The sequence below is a fragment of the Phenylobacterium kunshanense genome, from assembly GCF_003254525.1.
GTDB classification, from domain to species: Bacteria; Pseudomonadota; Alphaproteobacteria; order Caulobacterales; family Caulobacteraceae; genus Phenylobacterium; species Phenylobacterium kunshanense.
Window position 1 is genome coordinate 81,781 of sequence record NZ_QFYS01000004.1, and the last position, 21,972, is coordinate 103,752.

Consider the following 21,972-nt stretch of genomic DNA (forward strand, 5'->3'; position numbering starts at 1 on the left):
GCGCGCATGATGAAGATTTGTCTGGCCACATTCCGGCCATGATCGAGGTGCGACCCCAGTGGCGTTCGACGGTTTCGCGGAACGGAGCCCGGCGGCGCGGCCAGCCGACGAACTGGCCGTCCTGCAGCGGCAGGCCGGCGTGCTGGCCCACGATTTCAACAACCTGCTGGCCGTGATCCTGGCGGCCAACGAGGCGCTGGCCTCGCGCCTTCCGGAAGGCTCCGACGGCCGCGAGCTGGCCGAACTCAGCCAGGATGCGGCCGAGCGCGGGGCCGAGTTGCTCCAGCGCCTCGTGGACCTGACCCGGCCGGGTCCCGCGCCCTCGCTCGTGGATGGCGCCGAGGCCGTGTGCGCGGCGGCGCGCATGGCGCGACTGTCGGCGCCGCGGGGCGTGACCGTGACGGCGACGGCCAGCGAGCCTGCGTTGCTCTGCGCGGCGCCCCCGATCGACCTGGACTCGGCGCTGCTCAATCTCTGCGTCAACGCCGGCCACGCCATGCCGGATGGCGGCGACATGGTCCTCGCCGCGGATGGCGTTGAGCTGACGCCGCTCGCCGCCGCCGACCTCGGGCTTTCGCCGGGCCGCTACGTGGCTTTCTCGGTCGCGGACACCGGAGTCGGCATGTCGCCGGAGGTGCTTGCGCGCGCGACCGAGGCCCGCTTCACGACCCGCGGGGCCTGCGGTGGCTCGGGCCTGGGGCTGTCGAGCGTGCAGGACTTCGTCCACCGCGCCGGCGGCGCGCTACGGCTGGTCTCGGCCGAAGGGCGCGGGACGACGGCGATCATCTATCTGCCGAGGGCGTGACGGCGGGTGGGAGAGCTCAGGCCGCGCCGGCGGTGATCGTCGAGCGGATCAGGTCCGAGAGGCTGTCGGCGCGCATCTTCGACATGACGTTGGCGCGGTAGATTTCCACCGTGCGCGGGCTGATCGACAGCCGGGCGGCGATGATCTTGTTGCTGGCCCCTTCGATGATCAGGTCCAGCACCTGGCGCTCGCGGGCGGTCAGGCTTTCCAGGCGGCGCAGGACGCGCGTCTTGGCCGAATTGGCGTCGACGGCGGCGTCGTTGTCCTCCAGGCAGGCCCGGATCACGCGCAGGAGCTGCTCGCTCTCGAACGGCTTCTCGATGAAGTCGCTGGCGCCGGCCTTCATGGCGTCCACCGCCCGGCTGACGTCGGCGTGGCCGGTGATGACGATCACCGGAAGGATGCAGCCGACGCTCCTCAGCTCACGGATCAGTTCGATCCCGTCCATGCCGGGCATCCGCAGGTCGCTGACGATGCAGCCGCGGGCTTCGGGGTCGAAGGTCGCCAGGAAGTCGTGCGCGGAGGCGAAGCCCTTGGCGAGCAGTCCGTCCGACTTGAGAAGCATGACCAGCGAGTCCCGCGCCGCGTCGTCGTCATCGACGACGTACACCGTCCTCTCGGCCGTTGTCGCCACCATCCTCACCTGCCCGCGCCAACGCAAAACAGAACGCGGCGCCACCCAGACGGCTAGGCTCGACCCAGATCCGCCCCCTATGGTTTTCGACTATAGCACTCGAAATGGACAGGCCCAGCCCCATTCCCTCGGGCTTAGTGCTGGCCAGCGGCTGAAACAGGCGGTCGGTGACGCTGGGGTCGATGCCTGGACCACTGTCTTCTACAGATGTGATCAGCTGGTTCGCTGAATCCAGTTTGGTGGAAATGTTGAGCTGACGGTTCGGGTACTTGGTGACAGCTTCAATAGCGTTCCGCGCCAGGTTGACCACAAGCTGCTGTATCTGGATCCGGTCCGCCATGACCGTATCGTCGCCCTTGTAGAGGTCGTAGACGACGCGGACATTGGCGTCCCGGGCCATCAGGGCGATGATGAAGTCCACCTCGCGGATGATCGCCGACAGGCTCTCCGGCTTCTGCAGCGTCCCGCCCCGCGTCGCTAGGTCGCGCATCGTGCGGACGATCTCGCCGGCCCGCACGGCCTGGTCGCCGGCCCGCGCCACGGCGTCGATCAGGTCGTCGTCCTCCAGCTCCATCCGCGCGATGATGTTGCGCGCGGCGCGCAGGTAGTTCGCCACGGCGGACAGCGGCTGGTTCAGTTCGTGCGCCAGCACCGACGCCATCTCGCCCATGGAGTTGGCGCTCCAGAGCTGGGTGAGCTGGGCCCGCAGCTCCTCGGACCGGCGCTCGGCCTCCTGGGTCGAGGTCAGGTCGCGCACCACCATGGCGAGGAAGCGCGAGGCGTCGGCGCGCACCTCGGCGATCTGCAGCTCCATCGGAAAGGTCGAGCCGTCGCGGCGCAGGCCGGTGACCTGCCGGATGCTGCCGCTGACGTCCTCGCCGTCGGCGTCCGACAGCGCGGCGTCCTCGCCGGGGGGCATCAGGCGGCTGAAGCTCTGGCCGATCATGTCGTCGGCCTTCCAGCCGAACAGGCGCTCGGCGGCGTTGCTGAACATGTGGATCTGGCCGTCGGCCTCGGTGACCACCAGGGCGTCGGCCACGATGTCGAGGCCGGCCTGCAGCAGCGCCTCGCGCCGGCGCTGGCGGCGGACCAGGTCCAGGGTCCGGCGTCGCTCGTCCTCCAGCCGGCGGAAACCTTCCGACGCCAGCAGCCCGATGCCCATGAAGGTGGCGGGCTCGACCACCTGATGCGTCAGGCCCGCCGAGCCGCCCAGGTCGAGGACGAACCCTGCGCCGACGGTCAGGATGGTGACGCTGACGCCCGCCAGCCAGCCGCCGAGCCACAGGCTCGCCAGCAGCGCGGGCGCGCATAGCAGGTAAACCGAGTGGCCGAAGATCGGGCGCAGCCAGAGCTGGACCGCCAGGACGACAATGCTCGCCGCGATCGCGACAAGCTGCCCCCTCGCTGCGCTGGGGGGTGTCCTTGAATCTGCCACGTCGGTTGTGTTGTCTCCCGTCCACAACCGAAGCATGTATTGTGCATTCCGCGTCGGTCCCCGCCGACGAAACGTGTTGTGCGGAAAATTCGCCCGCTAAGCAATTACGTACATCTACATAAGGGTGTAGGCCTCTCGGCCTGCTCGCCTATTTCGCGAATTTTCGGCCGGATCTTCGCCTCTCGACGTCTATACTTGCGTCAGCTTCCCGACAGACGGGCGCCCGGGCCAACCGGCGCCGTCTGGTCTCCGCCGTTCAGCGCCTTCTGCATCCAGACGATGTCGACCCAGCGCCCGTGCTTCCAGCCGAAGCTCCTGCCGACGCCGGCGTCCATGAACCCCAGCGACCGGTGCAGTCCGATTGACGCCGCATTCCCGGAATCGCCGATCACGGCCACGAGCTGCCTTATGCCGAGCGCTTCGCAGGCCGCGATCACCGCCGATAGCACGGCCTTGCCCACGCCCCGGCCGACCGCGTCGGGGGCGATGTAGACGCTGTCCTCCAGGGTGTAGCGATAGGCCTGCCTGGGGCGGAACGGCCCGGCGTAGGCGAAGCCCAGCACCCGGCCCGCGTCCTCGGCGACCAGATAGGGCAGGCCGCGCCCGGCGATCGCCGCCCGCCGGCTCTCCATCTCGGCGGCCGACGGCGGCTCCTCCTCGAAGGTGCCGAAGCCGTGCAGCACGTGGTGACCATAGATGGCCGCCAGCGCCTCCGCATCGTCCGCCGTCGCCGCCCGGATGATCATGCCTTGGTCCAGCTCTTCTCCAGCGCCCAGATGGCGAAGGCGTAGTCCAGGGCGATCTCCTTCAGGAAGTCGAAACGCCCCGAGGCCCCGCCGTGGCCGGCCTCCATGTTGATCTTGAGCAGGATCGGGGCGTCCCCCGTCGCATGTTCGCGCAGCTTGGCCACCCACTTGGCCGGCTCCCAGTAGGTGACGCGCGGGTCCGAGAGGCCGCCGGTCGCCAGGATCGGCGGATAGGCCTTCGCGCCCACCTGGTCGTAGGGGCTGTAGCTGGCGATCAGGTCGTAGGCGGCCGCGTCCTCGATCGGGTTGCCCCACTCGGGCCACTCGGGCGGCGTCAGCGGCAGGGTGGTGTCGCTCATGGTGTTCAGCACGTCCACGAACGGCACCGCCGCGATGATCGCGCCCCAGAGGTCGGGCCTCAGGTTGGCCACCGCCCCCATCAGCATCCCGCCGGCCGAGCCGCCGTAGGCCGCGATCCGGCCCTTGGAGGCATAGCCCTCGGCCACCAGGTGCTCGGCGCAGGCGATGAAGTCGGTGAAGGTGTTGGGCTTCTTCTCCTTGCGCCCGTCGAGGAACCAGCCCCAGCCCTTGTCCGAGCCGCCGCGGATGTGCGCCGTGGCCCAGATCCAGCCGCGGTCAACGAGGCTGAGGTTGCGGATCGAGAAACTGGGCTCCATGGCGTGGCCGTAGCTGCCGTAGCCGTAGAGCAGCACCGGCGCCGAGCCGTCCTGGGCCACATCCTTCCGCATCAGCAGGGTGATCGGCACCTCGGCCCCATCGGCCGCCCTGGCGTGGAGCCGGCGGGCGACATAGCGCGACGGGTCGTGGCCCGACGGCACCTCCTGGGTCTTGCGCAGGGTGCGCGCGCGGCTCGCCATGTCGTAGTCGAACCATTGCCGCGGCGTGGTCGGCGACTGATAGACGAAGCGGGTGAGCGTGGTCTCGTACTCGTACCCGCCCTCCAGGTTCAGGGCGTAGGCCTCCTCGTCGAAGTCGACGATGTGCTCCTCGCCGCCCCGGGCCATCACCACCAGGCGGTCCAGGGCGTTCACCCGCTCGGCGCGGATCAGGTGGCCGGCATAGGCGGCGAAGCCGGTGATGTAGCGGCCCGGCTCATGGCCGATCCAGTCGCGCCACGTGCCCTTCGTCGGGACCGCCGCCTCGGAAACGCACAGCTTGAAGTCCACCGCGCCGTCGGCGTTGGTGCGGATCACCCAGCGGTCGGTCCAGTGGTCCAGGGCGTACTTCACCCCCACCTGTCGCGGCTCCGCCACCACCGGCGCGGCCGTCGGCTCGGCGGCCGGGATCAGCCACAGCTCGGTGGTCTCCTGGTTGCCCACGTGGATCAGGATGTGGCTGTCGTCCGCCGCGACGCCGACGCCCAGGAACATGCCGTCGTCGGCCTCCTCGTAGACCAGCGCGTCCTCGCCACCGCGGGCCGGCCGACGGAAGACCTTGGCCGGCCGGGCGTTCTCGTCGCGCCAGATCCAGAATATCCACTGGCTGTCGGGCGAGAAGACGAAGTCGCCATACGCGCTCTCGATCGGCGTCCCCAGCTCGGCGCCGGTGGCCAGGTCCTTCACCCGGATCTCGTAGTATTCCGAGCCCTGGTCGTCGGCGGCCCAGGCGAACAGGGCATGGTCGGGGCTGTGGCTCGCCGCGCCGACGTGGAAATAGGCCTTGCCCTTGGACAGCGCCTCCTCGTCCAGCAGCACCGTCTCCGGCCCTTCGGCGCCGCGCGGGCGGCGGGCGTGGATCGGGTGTTCCGCGCCCAGGTCGTAGCGGACGTAGTAGTCGAACGCACCGTCGGGGCTGGGGACCGAGCTGTCGTCCTCCTTGATGCGCCCCTTCATCTCGGCGAACAGCTGCGCCTGCAGCGCCTCCGTCTCGGCCAGCACGGCCTTGGTGTAGGCGTTCTCGGCCTCCAGGTGGGCGCGCACATCGGCGCGCAGGGCCTTGGGGTCGCGCAGCACCTGCTGCCACCCGTCGTCCTTCATCCAGGCATAGTCGTCGGTGCGGACGCGGCCGAGCTGTTCGATCCGCGTGGGGACCTTGGGGGCGACGGGCGGTGTGGGCAGGCTCATGCCAGCTAGATGCGACGGCGCGCCGCCGCGCTCAAGCGGCCAGACGGGAGCATGTCCAGGTTAGGAGGGCTCTCTCCACCGTCAGGGCCAGACGGACAGGCGTCCGCCCCGGTGGGGTCTCACCTCCGGGGCCGGACCAAAGTCGCTCAGCGCGCGCTGCCAATTCTGGAGTTCCCAGGAAGCTGGGGGTGGGGGCTCGGTGGACCAAATCATCCAGGGACGTTCACATATCGACCCAGTCGCGCCAGGAACCAGACCACCCAGAATCCGTCCGAACGCAGTGGCCCAGGGCGCTTCGAACACCTCGATCATTGAATCCAGGAGGCGCAGGGACGTTTCTGGTTCCGACCAGATCGCGCTGTCGAGCCGTGGTTCAACATAGGCATGGTTCAGGCTTCCGGGCCTCGAGCGCCCTATCCGTATGTATACGGCAAGCTCCTCTGCGCGCGTAGGCGGGAAACTCGCGTGGCCGCCAAACGCGATATTGTACCCCTCAGGCCCTACGGGCGCCGGCAGCCTGGGTGGATCAAACCGCCCGCGCCGCTCCATCAGACGCCCGAGATCCTCCACCGTCATGGATCTTACCGGGCCGGGGTCAGTCACTCGCGCCGCCCTCATATCGAACGCCGGCCATATGTCGAAGGCCAAGGCGGGGATCTCCAGAAGTCGACCGGACAGGTCGTGCAGCCGCTCGGCGACCTGTCGCCCGTCTTCGGGGCGCTCAGGCCACGCGCAAGCGAACACACGACGCCTGTGTCGCTTATCGGAGCAAAAGGGTGAGATCAGCTCCATGATCACCTCGCCGGGGTGTGTTGAACAGTGATCGGGGCGCCAGCCGGGAGGAGCTCCGAAAAGAAGTCATTGGCTCCAGGTTCGGCCACATGCCAGTTGATGAGCCGGCCCTGCGTGGCTGCGGCTTGCCGCCCCATCTGAGTCGCCGCCTTGCGCGTGATGCTGGGCAGGAAGCGATATCGGCTTCCGGCGTCGATCAGTGCATCGTACCCCGGCCCTTTCGCCTCCAGGAGTTCGCGTCGGGGGCTCCACACTGCGCAGCCGTCGAACTTCACGGGGCGCTCGCCCGGGTTCCGCACGACGTAATCGACGCCCGTCGCGCGAGTGATCTGAGTCTCGAACCGTTTGGTGCGCTCCGGGTACTTTGGAAAGTTCGCGTCCAGCTCCCAACCGCCGTTGGGGTGACAGGTGGGATCGTACTCTCGCTCGCGAGGCCGGAGCTGCGCCGCGACTGGGACAGAGCCATCGCGCAGGCGATCGACCCGCTTGGCGTACGGCGCCGGCTCGGCGTCTTCCTGGCCTTCCATGCGGAGCCGCTGCTCAGCGTAGAGCCGATCGACTTCCGTGCGGCTAACCACACTGCCGTCGCTCAGCCTGTAGCGATCACCGCCCTTCGGCTCGACCTGTCCGAGCGGGGCTGGAAGCCCGGTCAGATAGGCAGGTCCCAGGTTAGGATTAGGGATCGGATCGAAATCGCCGAAGAAGCCCCGCTCTGTTTTGGTCGGCGTGGATGGGTAACGCGGGATGGGGCCAGCACGCGGTGCTTCAGGCGCCCGGAGTGGCGGGCGTACGGGCCGAGGCGTGAGCCGCGCTTCCTGCCAGATCCCGCTGTCCTGATCCGCAAGATAGGCGTCAGCGACGCGCTCGGCCGCGACATCGTCGACGATTCGCGCCAGCCGGCGGGTCCGAGCATTGTAGGCGTCGAACTCCAGTTGCTCGGCAAGCCGCCGCTCTTCTCCGATCTCTTCAGGGCTGCGCTCGTACCAGCGCCGCAGCGCTTCGCCTTCCAGCCTGTCTGGGTAGTTCCGCTTCGCTTCCAAATCGCTCCCCCACCAACCTTCGCCGTAAGGTTGTCTCACGAAGGTGGGAACAAAGCAAGAACTTATGGTGGTGCTTGTTGAAGGCGCAACGTGCTGTCTGTTGGCCGCGCGCTGAACGGGGTTGGGCCTCGATTGCCCCCCCTGCGCGATCCCGCGCGCGGCGTCGGGCCGCAGCGAAAAGTGGCGACTTGTTGGCGCCGCGGATTCCGTGATTCACTACTTGTGCATCGAGATCGCGCATCAAGGACGCGAGGGGCCTAAGTAGAGTAACGGGGACCACCATGGTCATGGACCTTGCGGTCGAGCTGATCCACGCGACTGTCCAGCTCGAGCAGCCGCTCGGCGACGGGACGCGCACGGTAGGCACCGGCTTCCTCATCTCGGCGCCCGGCCCGGACGGCGCGCCGCGCACGGTCCTGGTCACCGCCAACCATGTGCTGGAAAAGATGCCGGGCGCCACGGTGCGGATCGGCTACCGGGTCTCCAACCCGGACGGGTCGTGGAGCTATGCGCCCCAGCCGTTCAAGATCCGCGACGCCGAGGGCGGGGCGCTCTGGACGCACCACCCCAGCCGCGACGTGGCGGCCATCAGCATCAAGGCGCCGCCGGAGTTCGCCAGGGCCGCCCTGCCGGTGAACTACCTGGCCGCGGACGACACCTTCGCTGAGGAGCAGGTCGGCGCCGGCGACGAGATGATGGCGCTCGGCTTCCCGCGCGGCCTGTCGGCCAATTCCGCCGGCTTCCCGATCCTGCGCTCGGGCCGCATCGCGTCCTACCCGATCGCGCCGGCCAAGGTGTTCCCCACCTTCCTGCTCGATTTCTCGGTCTTCCCCGGCAACTCGGGCGGGCCGGTGTTCGTCAGCCGCGCGACCAAGGCGCAGCCCGGCGTGACCCAGGTGTCGGACGCGCCGCGCGACCCGGGTTTCATCGCGGGTCTCCTGACCCAGCAGGTGGAGCTGAACAGCGAGCGGCTGGAGATCGGCATCGTCACCCACGCGAAATACATCCGCGAGACGATCGACCTGATGCAGAACCCGCTGGCCCCGGCCACGGTCGCCGAGACGACGACCAGCGTCGCGGGTGGGCGGACGGCCTCCGCCGAAGAGGCCGCGCGCAACTAGGAAGCGGCTCCCCCGGCGGACCGGAGGAGCCTTGCGTCCTCAGGCGCCGTACAGGACCGAGATGGTCTCGGCGACGCACGCCGGGCGATCCTCGCCCTCGATCTCGATGGTGCACTCGTTCTTGAGCTGCATGCCGCCGGCCTTGGGCTCGGCGCCGATCAGCTTCTGGCGCATGCGCACGCGCTTGCCGACGCGGACCATGTTGGTGAAGCGCACCTTGTCCGAGCCGTAGTTGATGCCGCGGGTCACGCCCTTCACCGGCAGCATGCCGGCGCCCAGCATCGGGATCAGCGACAGGGTCAGGTAGCCGTGGGCGATCGGGCCGCCGATCTCCTTGGTGGCGCGCTCGACGTCCACGTGGATCCACTGGTGGTCGCCGGTGGCCTCGGCGAACTTGTTGACCCGGTCCTGGTCGATGAGGACCCAGTCCGACACGCCCACTTCCTGGCCCACCATGCCGGGCAGGTCCTTGATTTCGACCGGGTTCATTCGTTCGCTCCCTCGTGCGGTAAAACAGGTGTTCGGCTGTAGCAGGGCTCGCCGTCCGTGCGAAGACGGAGCGGCGAGGTCCGGCTCAGACGATCTTCGAGCCTTCCTTGCCCCAGTAGGCGTCGCGGATCAGGCGCTTGTAGAGCTTGCCGGTCGGGTGGCGCGGCAGCTCCTCCATGAAGTCCAGCTTCCGGGGCGCCTTCACGTGGCTGAGGTTCGCCCGGGCGAAGGCCATCAGTTCGTCGCGCAGGGCGTCGCCCGCCTCGGCCCAGTCGGCAGGTTGGATGACCGCGACCACCTGCTCGCCCATCTCCTCGTGCGGCGCGCCGACCACGGCGGCGTCGGCGACCTTGGGGTGGCCGATCAGCAGGTTCTCGATCTCCTGCGGATAGATGTTCACCCCGCCCGAGATGATCATGAAGCTCTTGCGGTCGGTGAGGTAGAGGAAGCCCTCCTCGTCGACCCAGCCCACGTCGCCCAGGGTGGTCCAGCCGTGCTTGTTGGTGCCCTCGGCCACCTTTTCGGGGGCGTTGTGGTAGCTGAGCGGCGGGCCGCCGGCGAAGTGGACCACGCCCTCGGTGCGCGGGGGCAGGGCCTCGCCCTCTTCGTCGCAGATGCGCAGTTCGCCCAGCACGGCGCGGCCGACCGAACCCTTGTGGGTCAGCCACTCGTCGGCCTTGATGAAGCAGAAGCCGTTCCCCTCGGTGCCGGCGTAGTATTCGTAGATCACCGGGCCCCACCAGGCGATCATCTGCTCCTTCACGGGGACGGGGCAGGGCGCGGCGGCGTGCACCGCCGAGACCATCGAGCTGACGTCGTACTTCTTCCGGACTTCCTCCGGCAGCTTCAGCATCCGCACGAAGTGGGTCGGCACGAACTGGCCGACGTTGACCTTGTATTTCTCGATCAGCTGGAGGGCGACCTCGGGGTCGAACTTCTCCATGACGATGACCGTGCCGCCCAGCTTGTGCACGCTCATGCACCAGCGCAGCGGGGCCGCATGATACAGCGGCGCCGGCGAGATGTAGGTGCACCCCGGCGGGAAGCCGAACAGGGTCTGGGTCATCATGACGAGCGCGTTCGGCTCGTCGATGGCCGCGCCGGTCAGGGCCGGCTTGATGCCCTTGGGCCGGCCGGTGGTGCCGGACGAATAGAGCATGTCCGAGCCGGCGGTCTCGTCGGCGATCGGGGTGGTCGGGAACGTCTCGCGCGCCGCCTCGAAGCTTTCGTAGGGCGGGCGGGTCTCGCCGACCATGTAGAGCTTCACGCCCTTCAGGTGCGCCGGCAGGTCGTCCACGACCGAGCCGACGCCGGCGGAGGTGATCAGCACCTTAGCGCCGCAGTCGCCCACGATGTATTCGACTTCACCGGCCGTCAGCTTCGACGAGATGCAGGTGTAGTAGAGGCCGCTGCGCTGCGCCGCCCAGGCGATCTCGAAGTAGCGCGGGTGGTTCTCCATGAAGATGGCGATCACGTCGCCAGCCTTCAGGCCCAGCGAGCGGAACAGGTGCGCTCCCTGGTTCGACCGCTCGTCGAGCTGCTTGTAGGTCACGGTCTCGCCCGAGCCCGCCATGATGTACGCGGGGCGGTCGGGATGGGTCTTCGCGTGGGTCGCCGGATGCATGCACAAGTCTCCCGGGCGCCGGTCTTTCGCCGGCCCTCTGTCAGACGCGAATTGCGGGCCTTGACCTACCGTCCGTCAACCGCCCGGTATGGCGCGCGCAAAAGAGACCAGGAGACCTCATGCCCAGCTTCGAAACGCTGCTCTATTCGGTGGAAGACGGGATCGCGACGATCACGCTGAACCGGCCGGACAAGCTGAACGCCTTCAACACCACGATGATGAAGGAGCTGATCGCCGCGTTCGACGAGACCGACGGGGACGACAATGTGAAGGCGGTGATCATCACCGGCGCCGGACGCGCCTTCTGCGCCGGGGCCGACCTCTCGGCCGGCGCCCAGACCTTCGACTACGATTCCCGCGGCGGCGCCGACCAGGCGGCCCGGCAGGAGCAGGGCGTGCACCGCGACGGCGGCGGCCTTGTCACCCTGCGGATCTACGACAGCCTGAAACCGGTGATCTCGGCCTGCAACGGCGCGGCCGTGGGCATCGGCGTCACCATGCAGCTCGCCATGGACTTCCGCCTGGCCTCGACCGACGCCCGCTACGGCTTCGTCTTCGCCCGCCGGGGCATCAATCCGGAGGCCGGCTCGTCCTGGTTCCTGCCGCATCTGGTCGGCATCCAGACCGCGCTGGAGTGGTGCTTCACCGGTCGGATCTTCCCGGCCCAGGAAGGCCTGGACAAGGGTCTGGTCCGCTCGATCCATGCGCCGGAGGACCTCCTGCCCGCGGCCCGCGCCCTGGCGCGCGAGATCATCGACAACACCGCGCCCGTATCGATCGCCATCACCCGCCAGCTCATCTGGCGCATGGCCGGCGCTTCCGGCCCGATGGAGGCCCACAAGGCCGACAGCCGCGCCATCGAGGCCCGCGGCCGCTCGGGCGACGCCAAGGAGGGCGTGACCTCGTTCCTCGAGAAGCGCCCGCCGAACTACCCGGACAAGGTCTCGAAGGACGTGCCGAATATCTGGCCGCACTGGACCAAACCGACCTTCGAATAGGTCTTCGATCCCCAGCTACGGATCCGGCGGCGCCCCTCGTGGGCGCCGTTTCGTTTTGGGGGCCGTTCTCGGACGCCGGGCCAAGTCGTTCGAAAAGGTAGAGGCGGAAGCCAATTCGACTGCGTGGTTGAAGCGTTGTTTACGTTGCACGCGACTTCTGTTCTCGGAATAGGCGTGTCCGCAATTCTGTGTTTCCCGGTTGTATAGTGTCTCGGATGCCGATAATGACGGCGAACCGAGTTTGAGAATCACAAGACGTCGTAATCCGGCGTCGAACTTCGGAACCAGAGAAATGGACGAGAAGACGGAAGTCATCGAGATGACGGCGGACATCGTTTCCGCCTATGTGGGCAACAACACTGTGGCGGCCGCCGACCTGCCGGGGCTGATCCAGAGCGTTCACCGGGCCCTGGCCGGCGTTTCGTCCGGAACCGAGACGGTCGAAGTCGCGCCGAAGGAACCGGCTGTGCCGATCCGCCGGTCGATCACGCCCGACTACCTCGTCTGCCTGGAGGACGGCCGCAAGTTCAAGTCGCTGAAGCGGCACCTGCGGACCAAGTACAACATGAGCCCTGAGGAATACCGGGCCAAGTGGGGCCTGCCGAAGGACTATCCCATGGTGGCTCCGAACTACGCCAAGGCGCGGTCCGACCTCGCCAAGCAGATGGGCCTCGGCCAGGGTGGCCGCCAGGCGCCCAAGAAGAAGCGCTGAGGCGCCGGCGCGCGCCGCGCGCCCGACGTGATGCGAAGACGCCCGCCGGACACACCGGCGGGCGTTTTTCTTTGGCGTTAACCAATTTCGGCTTGCCGCCGATTCGCGGGTCAGGCCTTATGTGATTCATCATGAATCCAAGCCGTTATTGCAGACTCATCACATGGCGGCGCAGTTAGGTCCCCCGGCCGCGGCGATCCGCGCGCATGAGGAAATGTTCGCCTACTGGAACTCGCTGAAGGCGGGGGCGCCAGCCCCGACCCGGCGCGAGATCGACCCCGGCCACATGAAGCGCCTCCTGCCCACCGTCAGCCTGGTGGACGTGCTGCGGGGCGACGGACTGGACTATCGGGTGCGCCTGGCCGGCACCGGCCTCTACAATGTGTACGGGCGCGAGATCACGGGCCGCACGCTGGCCGAGATCTACAACTCCGCCGCCGCGGAATACTGGCGGCACGAGCTCGGCAAGGTGGTCCAGGAGCGCAAGCCTGGCGTGGGCGTGCACAGCCTGGCCTGGCGCGGCGCCTCGCACCTCTCGATCGTCTGGATCCGCCTGCCGCTGGTCAGCGAGGCGGGCGACGTCAACATGATCCTCGGCTACGACGCCGTCGTGGGCATGGGCGCGATCTCCAGCGGCATCCGCCCCGCGCCCGGCGCGGCGGCCGCGGCCTAAGCCGCCAACGCGGCCTCGGCGTCCCGCCGGATCCGCTGGACCATCGACGCCAGCCCGTTGGACCGCTGTGACGACAGCGCCCCCGCCAGCCCGAGCTGATCGAAGGCGGCCTTGGCGTCGAACGCCAGGATGTCGGCGGGCGCGCGGCCGGAATAGAGCCGCAGCAGCAGGGCGATCAGGCCGCTCACGATATGGGCGTCGGAGTCGCCGCGGAACCTCAGCGTCCCGTCTTCCTGCGGCTCGGTCACCAGCCAGACCTGGCTGGCGCAGCCCCGCACCTTGTTGGCGTCGGACCGCTCGGCGTCGGTGAGGGGCGCCAGGTCCCGGCCCAGCTCGATCACATAGCGGTAGCGTTCCTCCCAGTCCCCCAGGAGGTCGAACTCGTCGCGGAGTTCGGTCAGCGCGTCGTCGATGTCGGACATGTGGCGCGCGACTTAAGGACCGAAGCCCGCGCGCGCAACCGCCATCAGCCGGCGGGGAGGCGGACGGTCGCGGTCAGGCCCTCGCCCTCGGCCGAAGTCAGCTTCAGCCGCCCGCCCATGGCCTTGCAGGTCAGGTCCGCGATCGGAAGGCCCAGGCCCGCGCCCTCGGCCTTGCGGGTCAGGGCGTTCTCCCCCTGCTCGAACGGCGCCATCAGGCGCTGCAGCTCGGCCGGATCGACCCCCTCGCCTTCGTCGCGGATGTGGATGTCGACCGCGTCGTCCACGCGTTCGGCCGAGACATGGATGCAGCCGCCCTCGGGCGAGAAGGCGACGGCGTTGTGCACGAGCTGGGTCAGCACCGAGCGCAGGCCGCGGCTGTCGGCGGTCACCGTGGGCAGGGCGCCCCGCCCGTCGACCTCCACCGTCACGCCCCGGGCCGTCAGCTCGGGCTTCAACCCCGTCAGGACGTCGTCGAGCGCCGGTTCGAGCGCCTCGTGGGCGCTGTCGAAATCGATCGTCCGGCCCTCCAGGCGCGCGATCTCCAGCACCTGGTTGACCAGCTTCAGCAGCTTCTGGCCGCTGGCGTGGATGATCTCGGCATACTCCTTGTATTGAGGAGAGCCGAGAGGACCGTAGAGTTCCGCAGTGAGAATCTCGGAGAAGCCCAGGATGGAGTTCAGCGGCGTGCGCAGCTCATGGCTCACCATCCGTAGGAATGAGCGTTTCTGCTCTTCCAGGGCCGCCTCGATGCGGCCTTGGGCGCGGGATTGCGCGCCGGGCGAGGAGTTGGCTTCGTGAGCCATGGATCGGCGATGCGCCTGCTCGGTCGGGGCCTGCAAGGTGGCGCCGCCCGCTTACGAAAGTCTTTCGGGCGTGAATACCTGCACGCTCGCCCGAATCCCTTGCGACCGGTAGTGTCCGCCCACGGCCTTCACAGGGCCAGCGAGATTTAACCATGGCCAGGGCCCGCCCGACATCGTCGAAGGCGCGCCGCCGCAGCGATGCGGCGTTCGGGATCGCTTGGCATGCCGCCTGGGCGGCCCTCGTCCTGGCGACCGCCGCCGGGCTCGCCGCCGCCGGGCGGCTGGCGGTTGGGCCGGACCTCGCGGCCCTGGCGGCCGGTGCGGGCGCCGCCGGGCTAGGGGGCCTCCTGTCGACCCTGGGACATCGAGGTCACGCGGCCGCCGTCCTGGTCTGGGGTCTCGCCGGCGCGGCTGCATGCCACCTGACCGGCGGCGTCACGGGTCCGCTGGCGGCCTGGTGCCTCGCGCCGGCCGCAGCCGCCACCGTGTTCCGCCGCCGCGAACTGCTGGCCCTCGGCGCCGCGGCCTCGGTCGCCGCCGCCGCGGTCTCGGCTATGGACACCGCCCTTCTCCCCCTCCCGCAGGCCGATCCTCAACTTGCCCCCTGGCTGAGCCTCCTGGCCCTGGCCACGATCGCCCTCGGTCTGGCCGCCGGGCTGGTCGGCTTCCAGGGGACGAGCCAGCGCGACGTGCGCCGCCGCGAGCGGGTCGATCAAGTGCTGGAGCTGCTGGAGCGCCAGCCGCTCCTCCTCGCCAGTCTCGACCGGGGTGGGCGCGTGCTCGCCGCCGCCGGCGCGACCATCGGCGGCTATTCTCCGCACGACCTGGAGGGGCGCAGCCTGGGCCACCTGGTGCCCGAGGCCGAGCTGCCTGCCCTGGCCGGCGCCCTGGCCCTGGCCGCCCGGCAGGGACGCGCCTCGGTCTATGTCGCCCAGGGCGGCGATCCCGACGGCTGGCTGGAGGTCACCCTGCGCGCCGGCGACGAGGGCCGCATCGTCGCCGCCGTCCGCGACGCCCGCGAGCAGTTCGTGCGCGAGAAGCGCCTGGAGGCCGAGCGCGTCACCGCCGAGCAGCAGAACGCCGGCAAGTCGCGCTTCCTGGCCAACATGAGCCACGAGCTCCGCACGCCGCTGAACGCCATCATGGGCTTCTCCGACATCATGCGGCAGCGCCTGTTCGGCCCGCTGGGCGACCGCTACGCCGAGTATGCCGAGCTGATCCACGAGAGCGGCACGCACCTGCTCGAGCTCATCAACGACGTCCTCGACATGTCGAAGATCGAGGCCGAGCGCTTCGAGCTGACGATCGAGACCTTCGACGCCCGCGACGCCGTCACCTCGGTCCTGCGCCTGATGCGCGGCCAGGCCGAGCGGTCGGGCGTCGCCCTGCGCGGCGTCCTGCCCATCGCGCCTCTTCCCGTCGACGCCGACCGGCGGGCCGTGAAGCAGATCGCCATCAACCTGATCTCGAATGCGCTGAAGTTCACGCCGCGCGGCGGCTCGGTGACGGTGACCGTCCAGGGCCACGGCGACACCCTGGAGCTGATCGTCGCCGACACCGGGGTCGGCATCGCCCAGGACGACCTCGACCGTCTCGGCCGCCCCTTCGAACAGGCTGGCGACGCCGAGCAGCGGGCGGCCGGCTCCGGGCTCGGCCTGTCCCTGGTCCGCGCCTTCGCCCGCCTGCATGGCGGCGAGATGACCGTGGAAAGCGCCATGGGCGAGGGGACGACTGTCGGTGTCCGCCTGCCGGTGCTGGTGGAAGAAGCCCAGCAGCCCCTGCGCCGCCAGGGCTGACGCCGCTACCGCGCCGCCATCTGCAGGAAGGCCCGGCCCGCAGCGAAGTCGCCGACCTCCACATAGGCCGTCCGCACCCGCTCGCCGGGGAACAGGAATTCCACCGCCACCGCCTCGCGCGGGTCGAGCTCGGCCAGGGCCGCCGCCGCCGCCGCCGGGAACCGGAACGCCCAGCCGCCGCTCGCGCCCTTGGGCAGCAGCTCGGCCTCGGACTCGCCGCGCGCCTCGGCGAGGAAGGCGCGGGTGGCCGCGCGTGGCGGCAGCTTGCGGCCCAGCGGCTGCTTCGACCGATTGTCGAGATAGGGGCCGAGGGTCCGGGCGCTGTCGCGCATCACCAGGCGGGCGGAGTAGGGGGCCGCGTCGTCCGTGAAGTCGGCCACGGCGATCAGGGCGTTCGCCCCTTCACGGCCCGCGAGGCCGAAGGTCATTCGATTGGACCCGAAGGTCGTGTCCTGCGCCAGCCGCCAGCGCGCCGTTCGGCCGACGCCCCGATCGGCCCGCCACCCGGCGACATCGCCGTGGTAGGTCATGCGGGTGACCCGTTGGTAGCCGGCGAAGGCGTCCCGCACCTGGCTCGCCGCGATCGCGAGGTCGCGGCTGTCACAGCTGATTCGGCCTGCCCGCGCCCGGGCGTCGGCTTCCACGGCCTTCAGCGCGCGGGCGTCCGATCCGGCGCGCAGGGCCGCGCCCCGCGCCTGCGCGGCTCCGGCGGCCAGGGCCGCCGCCACTTCGGGCGTGAACAGGCGGCAGCGGTCGCCCGCCGCACTCATCACCGTCCGCTCGAAGAACAGGTCCGCCGGCTGCGCGCCGACGCTGGAGGGCGCCGCGAGAATCGCGATGCCCAGCAACCCCATCCACCGAGACGCCGGCCCCGCGCTTCTGCGCGTGCTCGTCATGCGTCCACCATCTGGCGCGGCCTTGTTCCGGCCGTCTGAGGGCTCTCTCTAGCGGCCCGCGCCTTGCCCCGCGGTTGACGTGCATGGTTAGCGAAGCATTGTGCGCCGCATGCTGCTGTCCACCGACATCTGGGTCGGCGCCCTTATTCGTCGAGTCGAGATAGGCGGCGGCTTCGCCGTCGTCGCGCGCAAGGGCGACCCCCGCGCCGGCGCGGTGCTGGTCAAGGTCCTGAACCGGTCGACAGGCGAGGCGCGCCTGCTGGCCGAGGCGACCCGGGGCGATGGGGAGCGCATCTGGATGGAGCCGGCAGCCTCGCGCCAGGAGGCCGACCTCGACCGCTATGTCGAGCGCGCGGCGCGGATCGACCCGGACGTCTGGGTCGTGGAGATCGAGGACCGGGAAGGCCGCCATTTCCTGGTCGAGCCGGTGGAAAAGGGTTCATGAGCGACGCCATCGGCGACTTCGAGGCCGGGCGCGCCGCCTGGGAGCGCAACGACCTGCCCGCGGCCGAGGCGGCCCTCCGGCGCGCGCTGGTCGCCGCCCCGGCCGACCCCGCCATCCAGGCCGCCCTGGGCAGCGTCCTGCTGAAGACCGGCCGGCTGGTCGAGGGCTTCCCCCTGTTCGACGCCTGGCGGCGCGTGCCGGGCCGGGAAGACAAGGGCGCGCCGAAGCTGCCCTTTCCGCCGTGGCGCGGCCAGCCTGTCGCGGGCAAACGGGTCCTGATCTGGTCCGAGCATGGCTTCGGCGACCAGATCATGTACGCCCGGTTCGCCAGGCTGCTGGTCCAGAAGGGCGCCGAGGTGAGCTGGCTGTGTCCGCCGGAACTGGTGCGCCTCGTCGCCGCCCTCGGTGTGAAGGCCATGCCCTCGGACCAGCCGGTCAGCCTGTCCTGCGACTTCTACATACCCTCCAGCGCCCTGCCGCTCGGCTTCGACCTGACCTGGGAAACCCTTCCGTCCGCGCCCTATGTCGCCGCGCCGGCGCCGCGCGCGCCCGCCGCCAGGATCGGGGTGATGACCGCCGGCAACCTGAAGAACCTGGCCGGCGCCAATCGCGCCCTGGGGCCCGATCTGGGCGAGCGCCTGCTGGAACTGCCCGGCGCCATGTCCCTGGCCCCCGCGGCGACCGGCGCGCGCGACTTCCTGGACACCGCCGACATCATCGCCGGACTGGACCTCGTCATCAGTATCGACACCGCCGTCGCCCACCTCGCCGGGGCGATGGGCAAGCCTGTCTGGGTGCTGGTTCCCTTCGTCGCCGACTGGCGCTGGCCCGAGCGCGAGCCCAATCCCTGGTACCCGACGGCCCGCATCTGGCGGCAGGGCGCCGACCTCGACTGGGCGCCCGTGGTGGCGGCCGTGGAGGCCCAGGTTCGGGCCGGCGTGGCGTAAGGGCCGCTTCCGCCGGGACGGGCGGCGTGATAGCGCCCGCGGCATGAGCACCTCTCCTGCCGCCGAGGCCGCCCGGCGGCGCACCTTCGCCATCATCTCGCACCCGGACGCCGGCAAGACGACCCTGACGGAAAACCTGCTGCTGGCCGGCGGGGCGATCCGGGCGGCCGGCGCCGTGCGCGCCCGCGGCGAGAACCGCCGCACCCGGTCCGACTGGATGAAGATCGAGCGCGAGCGCGGCATCTCCGTCTCGGCCTCGGTGATGACGTTCGACCACGACGGCCTGATGTTCAACCTGCTGGACACCCCGGGCCACGAGGACTTCTCGGAGGACACCTACCGCACCCTCACCGCCGCCGACGCCGCGGTCATGGTGCTGGACGCCGCCAAGGGCATCGAGCCGCAGACCCTGAAGCTGTTCGAGGTCTGCCGGATGCGCGACATCCCGATCATCACCTTCATCAACAAGATGGACCGCGAGGCGCAGGACCCGTTCGAGCTCCTCGACGAGGTCGCTTCCAAGCTGGCCCTGGACCCGTCGCCCCTCTACTGGCCCGCCGGCTCCGGCGGGCGGTTCAAGGGCATGCTCGACCTGCGCCGCGACCGGTTCCTGCCGTTCCAGAAGAAGGGCGGCGGCGGTCCTGACGAGGACGAGGGTCATCCCCCCGCCGTCGCCTTCAAGGGCAACGCCATCGTCAGCTACCTCGAGCCCGACGAGCAGGAGGAGCTGGCCGAGAACGCCGAGCTCGCCATGGGCGGCCTCAAGGCCTTCGACCCCCAGGCGTTCCTGGAAGGCCACATGACCCCGGTCTTCTTCGGCTCGGCCCTGCGCCATTTCGGCGTGGACCAGCTCCTGGAGGGCCTCGGCGCCTATGCCCCGCCGCCGAAGGCCGTGGCCGCCCGCCGCAACGGCGAGGACATCCACGTGGCGCCCGGCGATCGCGAGGTCACCGGCTTCGTGTTCAAGGTCCAGGCCAACATGGACCCGAACCACCGCGACCGGATCGCCTTCCTGAAGCTGTGCTCGGGCCGCTTTACCCGCGGCATGAAGCTGAAGGTGCAGAACACCGGCAAGCAGCTCAGCGTGAACGCGCCGATGATGTTCTTCGCCTCCGACCGCGAGCTGGCCGAGGACGCCTACGCCGGCGACGTCATCGGCATCCCGAACCATGGCGTGCTGCGGGTGGGCGACAGCCTGTCCGAGACCGGGACCCTGCGCTTCGCCGGCCTGCCCAACTTCGCCCCGGAAATTCTCCAGCGCGTGCGCGTGAAGGACCCGCTGAAGGCCAAGCACCTGAAGCGGGCCCTGGAAAGCCTGGCCGAGGAGGGCGTCACCCAGCTCTTCCGGCCCAGCCTGGGGGCGGACTTCATCGTCGGCGCCGTGGGCCAGCTCCAGTTCGAGGTCATGGCCGACCGCCTGCGCGAGGAATATCAGCTCGACGTGATCTTCGAGCCCAGCCCCTACGCCGAAGCCCGCTGGATCACCGGCGAGAAGGCCGACGTCGAGGACTTCATCGGCAAGCACCGCAGCGCCATGGGGGCCGACATCGACGAACAGCCCGTGTTCCTGGGCAAGTCGTCGTGGGAGATCGGCTACGTCACCGAGCGCTTCCCGAAGATCGCCTTCCATCGGTCCAAGGAGCGGGCGTAAGGGTCGTGACCCGCATCCTGCTCTATGGCGCCCCCGCGCATGGCCTCGTCGAGATCCCGCCCGGCGCCGTGCAGGTCTCGCCGCTGAGCCCCGGCTCTGAGGACCTTGCGGCCCAGCCGGACGCGAGCGCCGACCGCATCCTTGTCCTCGCGCCCGGCGGCACGATCGAGCGCGACCATGTCCTGGCCCAGGCCCTCAGGGTGCTGAAGCCGGGCGCGCCGCTGCTGGCCTTCGCGCCCAAGGACAAGGGCGGCGGGCGCCTGAAGAAGGCGCTGGAGCGGTTCGGGTGCGCGGTGGTCGAGGACGCGCGCCGGCACCACCGCTTCTGCAACGTCGTCCGGCCGGACCAGCCGCGCGAGATCGACCAGGCCATCGCCGCCGGCGCCCCGCGCGTGGTCCCCGCGCTGGGGGTCTGGTCCCAGCCGGGCGTGTTCAGCTGGGACCGCCTGGACCCCGGCAGCGCCCAGCTTCTCGGCCTCCTGCCGCCGCTGGCGGGGCGTGGCGCGGACCTCGGCTGCGGCGTCGGCCTGCTGGCCGCCCGCGTCCTGGCCTCGCCGGCCGTCACGGCCCTGGCCTGCGTCGACGTCGATCGCCGCGCGGTCGAGTGCGCGCGGCACAACCTGGACGACCCGCGGGTCACGGTGCTCTGGGCAGACGTTCGCCGGATCGTGGGCGAGGCAGGGCTATCGGACCTAGACTTCGTGGTCATGAACCCGCCCTTCCACGACGGCGGAACAGAGGACCGCAACCTCGGCGTCGCCTTCGTTCAGGCCGCTGCGGCCATGCTCCGCAAGGGTGGTGTCTGCTGGCTCGTCGCCAACCGTCACCTGCCCTATGAGGCGGCTCTGGCCGAGGCATTCTCCGCCGTGACGGTGCGCAGCGACGCCGGCGGCTACAAGGTGATCGAGGCGCGCAGATGACATCCAAGCCTCCGATGGCGCGGCTCGATCGCCTGCTCGCCAACCTCGGCTACGGTTCGCGACGGGAGGTCGCCGACCTTGTCCGCCACAAGCAGGTCGAGCTGGACGGCGTGGTCCTGAAGGATGCGGGCGCCCGCATCGCCGTCACGCCGGACCTGCCCGAGCGGATGACCGTGGTCGGCAAGCCGGTCGACCCGCCGGCGCCGCTCACGCTGGTCATGCACAAGCCCCTCGGCGTCGTCTGCTCGCACAAGGAGGCGGGAGCCAGCGTCTATGAGCTCCTGCCCCGCCGATGGCGGGCGCGGATGCCGGCGCTCTCCACCATCGGCCGCCTCGACAAGGACACCTCGGGCCTCCTGCTCCTCACCGACGACGGGCCGTTCCTGCACCGGGTGATCGCGCCGAAGAGCCATGTGGCCAAGCGCTACATCGTGAGCCTGGACCGGCCGCTGGAGGGCCACGAGGCGGCGGCGTTCGCCTCGGGGACCCTGATGCTGGAGAGCGAGACCGAGCCGCTCGCGCCCGCGGTGCTGGAGCCGCGCGGGCCGAAGGAGGCCGCCCTGACCATCACCGAGGGGCGCTACCACCAGGTGCGGCGGATGTTCGCAGCCGTGGGTAACCACGTGGTCGGCCTGAAGCGCGACCGCATCGGCGCCCTGGACCTGCCGGCCGACCTGGAGCCGGGCGCCTGGCGGCGGATCACGCCTGAAGAACAGGCCGCGATCTTCGCCTGACCCTCGGGGGTGTCAGCAAAGGTTAACGGCAGGCGCAGGAGAAGCTGAGACTTCTTCGGCGTTTACACTCATTACAAGTGCGTGTTGTTAACCATACTTTCGAAGTTAACCACTTGTTAAACCCTTCGGCTCCGGCTTTGCTGTGTTCCCAGAGAGCACGCGATTGGCGTTCCACTGTGGGACGTCGGCGGGCTGGAGCCGGTCG

General features: G+C 69.7%; 21 protein-coding genes. 11 read left to right on the forward strand and 10 right to left on the reverse strand.

Annotated elements, in window-relative coordinates; genetic code table 11:
• Positions 1-58: 58 nt before the first annotated feature.
• A complete protein-coding gene (locus tag DJ019_RS10675) occupies positions 59-805 on the forward strand; it encodes a sensor histidine kinase (protein ID WP_111276019.1) in 747 nt (248 codons plus the stop codon).
• Between the two features lie 16 nt (positions 806-821).
• On the opposite strand, the gene fixJ is transcribed toward DJ019_RS10675, so the two are convergent.
• The 5 genes from fixJ to DJ019_RS10700 form a co-directional block, all read right to left on the reverse strand.
• Entirely contained in the window at positions 822-1,415 is a 594-nt protein-coding gene (fixJ, locus tag DJ019_RS10680) for a response regulator FixJ (protein WP_240606442.1), read from the reverse strand.
• Entirely contained in the window at positions 1,399-2,874 is a 1,476-nt protein-coding gene (locus DJ019_RS10685; protein ID WP_165843979.1) for a two-component system sensor histidine kinase NtrB, read from the reverse strand. Before DJ019_RS10685 ends, fixJ begins: the two co-directional genes overlap by 17 nt.
• A 200-nt stretch (positions 2,875-3,074) precedes the next feature.
• Positions 3,075-3,620 carry a GNAT family N-acetyltransferase gene (locus DJ019_RS10690; protein WP_111276022.1) on the reverse strand — a complete coding sequence of 182 codons (546 nt, stop codon included), beginning with the start codon at positions 3,618-3,620 and terminating at the stop codon, positions 3,075-3,077.
• On the reverse strand, positions 3,617-5,704 hold the full coding sequence (locus tag DJ019_RS10695) for a S9 family peptidase (protein WP_111276023.1): 2,088 nt from the start codon (positions 5,702-5,704) through the stop codon (positions 3,617-3,619). Before DJ019_RS10695 ends, DJ019_RS10690 begins: the two co-directional genes overlap by 4 nt.
• Before the next feature lie 794 nt (positions 5,705-6,498).
• Positions 6,499-7,536 (reverse strand): Tox-REase-5 domain-containing protein, encoded by a 1,038-nt coding sequence (locus DJ019_RS10700; RefSeq protein WP_111276024.1) that lies wholly within the window; start codon positions 7,534-7,536, stop codon positions 6,499-6,501.
• A gap of 281 nt (positions 7,537-7,817) precedes the next feature.
• Between DJ019_RS10700 and DJ019_RS10705 the strand changes: the two genes are divergently transcribed.
• On the forward strand, positions 7,818-8,657 hold the full coding sequence (locus tag DJ019_RS10705; RefSeq protein WP_111276025.1) for a trypsin-like serine peptidase: 840 nt from the start codon (positions 7,818-7,820) through the stop codon (positions 8,655-8,657).
• A 39-nt stretch (positions 8,658-8,696) separates the two neighbouring features.
• Here the strand turns inward: DJ019_RS10705 and DJ019_RS10710 are convergent, their stop codons facing one another.
• Positions 8,697-9,146: a MaoC family dehydratase gene (locus DJ019_RS10710; protein ID WP_111276026.1), complete on the reverse strand. Its 450-nt coding sequence runs from the start codon at positions 9,144-9,146 to the stop codon at positions 8,697-8,699.
• Positions 9,147-9,231: 85 nt separating this feature from the next.
• The gene (locus DJ019_RS10715; RefSeq protein ID WP_111276027.1) at positions 9,232-10,770 is read right to left on the reverse strand and encodes an acyl-CoA synthetase; all 1,539 of its coding nucleotides are present in this window, start codon (positions 10,768-10,770) and stop codon (positions 9,232-9,234) included.
• A gap of 119 nt (positions 10,771-10,889) precedes the next feature.
• On the opposite strand from DJ019_RS10715, the gene DJ019_RS10720 reads away from it, so the two are divergent.
• The 3 genes from DJ019_RS10720 to mopJ all read left to right on the forward strand — a co-directional run bounded on the left by DJ019_RS10720 (position 10,890) and on the right by mopJ (position 13,153).
• Positions 10,890-11,768: a crotonase/enoyl-CoA hydratase family protein gene (locus tag DJ019_RS10720; protein ID WP_111276028.1), complete on the forward strand. Its 879-nt coding sequence runs from the start codon at positions 10,890-10,892 to the stop codon at positions 11,766-11,768.
• Positions 11,769-12,060: 292 nt separating this feature from the next.
• A complete protein-coding gene (locus DJ019_RS10725) occupies positions 12,061-12,480 on the forward strand; it encodes a Ros/MucR family transcriptional regulator (protein ID WP_111276029.1) in 420 nt (139 codons plus the stop codon).
• Between the two features lie 163 nt (positions 12,481-12,643).
• On the forward strand, positions 12,644-13,153 hold the full coding sequence (gene mopJ / locus DJ019_RS10730) for a motility/cell cycle regulatory protein MopJ (RefSeq protein ID WP_111276030.1): 510 nt from the start codon (positions 12,644-12,646) through the stop codon (positions 13,151-13,153).
• On the opposite strand, the gene DJ019_RS10735 is transcribed toward mopJ, so the two are convergent.
• Complete coding sequence (locus DJ019_RS10735; protein WP_111276031.1) at positions 13,150-13,575, reverse strand: SufE family protein; 426 nt, start codon at positions 13,573-13,575, stop codon at positions 13,150-13,152. The two genes, mopJ and DJ019_RS10735, sit on opposite strands and share 4 nt — an antisense overlap.
• Positions 13,576-13,619: 44 nt before the next feature.
• Positions 13,620-14,378, reverse strand: coding sequence for a sensor histidine kinase (locus DJ019_RS10740; protein WP_111276254.1), 759 nt, complete (start codon positions 14,376-14,378; stop codon positions 13,620-13,622).
• Positions 14,379-14,530: 152 nt separating this feature from the next.
• Here DJ019_RS10740 and DJ019_RS10745 point away from each other — a divergent pair, with 152 nt between their 5' ends.
• Positions 14,531-16,174, forward strand: a complete 1,644-nt coding sequence (locus DJ019_RS10745) for a sensor histidine kinase (RefSeq protein ID WP_111276032.1) — start codon at positions 14,531-14,533, stop codon at positions 16,172-16,174.
• Positions 16,175-16,179: 5 nt separating this feature from the next.
• Here DJ019_RS10745 and DJ019_RS10750 read toward each other — a convergent pair whose 3' ends face one another.
• The gene (locus DJ019_RS10750) at positions 16,180-17,028 is read right to left on the reverse strand and encodes a hypothetical protein (protein ID WP_240606443.1); all 849 of its coding nucleotides are present in this window, start codon (positions 17,026-17,028) and stop codon (positions 16,180-16,182) included.
• A gap of 151 nt (positions 17,029-17,179) precedes the next feature.
• On the opposite strand from DJ019_RS10750, the gene DJ019_RS10755 reads away from it, so the two are divergent.
• Genes DJ019_RS10755 through DJ019_RS10775 form a run of 5 tightly spaced genes read left to right on the forward strand, consistent with a single transcriptional unit; the run spans position 17,180 to position 21,767 of the window.
• Positions 17,180-17,515, forward strand: a complete 336-nt coding sequence (locus DJ019_RS10755; protein WP_111276034.1) for a DUF1491 family protein — start codon at positions 17,180-17,182, stop codon at positions 17,513-17,515.
• A complete protein-coding gene (locus tag DJ019_RS10760) occupies positions 17,512-18,462 on the forward strand; it encodes a glycosyltransferase family 9 protein (protein WP_111276035.1) in 951 nt (316 codons plus the stop codon). The genes DJ019_RS10755 and DJ019_RS10760 overlap by 4 nt, the downstream gene beginning before the upstream one ends.
• A gap of 43 nt (positions 18,463-18,505) precedes the next feature.
• Positions 18,506-20,113 carry a peptide chain release factor 3 gene (locus tag DJ019_RS10765; protein ID WP_111276036.1) on the forward strand — a complete coding sequence of 536 codons (1,608 nt, stop codon included), beginning with the start codon at positions 18,506-18,508 and terminating at the stop codon, positions 20,111-20,113.
• Between the two features lie 5 nt (positions 20,114-20,118).
• Entirely contained in the window at positions 20,119-21,033 is a 915-nt protein-coding gene (locus tag DJ019_RS10770; protein ID WP_111276037.1) for a class I SAM-dependent methyltransferase, read from the forward strand.
• Entirely contained in the window at positions 21,030-21,767 is a 738-nt protein-coding gene (locus DJ019_RS10775) for a pseudouridine synthase (RefSeq protein WP_205854141.1), read from the forward strand. The genes DJ019_RS10770 and DJ019_RS10775 overlap by 4 nt, the downstream gene beginning before the upstream one ends.
• Positions 21,768-21,972 lie beyond the last annotated feature (205 nt).

What these genes read in the sequence shown, in the direction of transcription:
- DJ019_RS10695 (WP_111276023.1), bottom strand. Translation starts at nt 5,704, where the DNA reads ATGAGCCTGCCCACACCGCCCGTCGCCCCCAAGGTCCCCACGCGGATC.
- DJ019_RS10750 (WP_240606443.1), bottom strand. Translation starts at nt 17,028, where the DNA reads ATGGGGTTGCTGGGCATCGCGATTCTCGCGGCGCCCTCCAGCGTCGGC.
- DJ019_RS10720 (WP_111276028.1), top strand. Translation starts at nt 10,890, where the DNA reads ATGCCCAGCTTCGAAACGCTGCTCTATTCGGTGGAAGACGGGATCGCG.
- DJ019_RS10715 (WP_111276027.1), bottom strand. Translation starts at nt 10,770, where the DNA reads ATGCATCCGGCGACCCACGCGAAGACCCATCCCGACCGCCCCGCGTAC.
- mopJ (WP_111276030.1), top strand. Translation starts at nt 12,644, where the DNA reads ATGGCGGCGCAGTTAGGTCCCCCGGCCGCGGCGATCCGCGCGCATGAG.
- DJ019_RS10740 (WP_111276254.1), bottom strand. Translation starts at nt 14,378, where the DNA reads ATGGCTCACGAAGCCAACTCCTCGCCCGGCGCGCAATCCCGCGCCCAA.
- DJ019_RS10745 (WP_111276032.1), top strand. Translation starts at nt 14,531, where the DNA reads ATGGCCAGGGCCCGCCCGACATCGTCGAAGGCGCGCCGCCGCAGCGAT.
- DJ019_RS10755 (WP_111276034.1), top strand. Translation starts at nt 17,180, where the DNA reads ATGCTGCTGTCCACCGACATCTGGGTCGGCGCCCTTATTCGTCGAGTC.
- DJ019_RS10725 (WP_111276029.1), top strand. Translation starts at nt 12,061, where the DNA reads ATGGACGAGAAGACGGAAGTCATCGAGATGACGGCGGACATCGTTTCC.
- DJ019_RS10705 (WP_111276025.1), top strand. Translation starts at nt 7,818, where the DNA reads ATGGTCATGGACCTTGCGGTCGAGCTGATCCACGCGACTGTCCAGCTC.
- DJ019_RS10775 (WP_205854141.1), top strand. Translation starts at nt 21,030, where the DNA reads ATGACATCCAAGCCTCCGATGGCGCGGCTCGATCGCCTGCTCGCCAAC.
- DJ019_RS10765 (WP_111276036.1), top strand. Translation starts at nt 18,506, where the DNA reads ATGAGCACCTCTCCTGCCGCCGAGGCCGCCCGGCGGCGCACCTTCGCC.
- DJ019_RS10710 (WP_111276026.1), bottom strand. Translation starts at nt 9,146, where the DNA reads ATGAACCCGGTCGAAATCAAGGACCTGCCCGGCATGGTGGGCCAGGAA.
- DJ019_RS10690 (WP_111276022.1), bottom strand. Translation starts at nt 3,620, where the DNA reads ATGATCATCCGGGCGGCGACGGCGGACGATGCGGAGGCGCTGGCGGCC.
- DJ019_RS10735 (WP_111276031.1), bottom strand. Translation starts at nt 13,575, where the DNA reads ATGTCCGACATCGACGACGCGCTGACCGAACTCCGCGACGAGTTCGAC.
- DJ019_RS10760 (WP_111276035.1), top strand. Translation starts at nt 17,512, where the DNA reads ATGAGCGACGCCATCGGCGACTTCGAGGCCGGGCGCGCCGCCTGGGAG.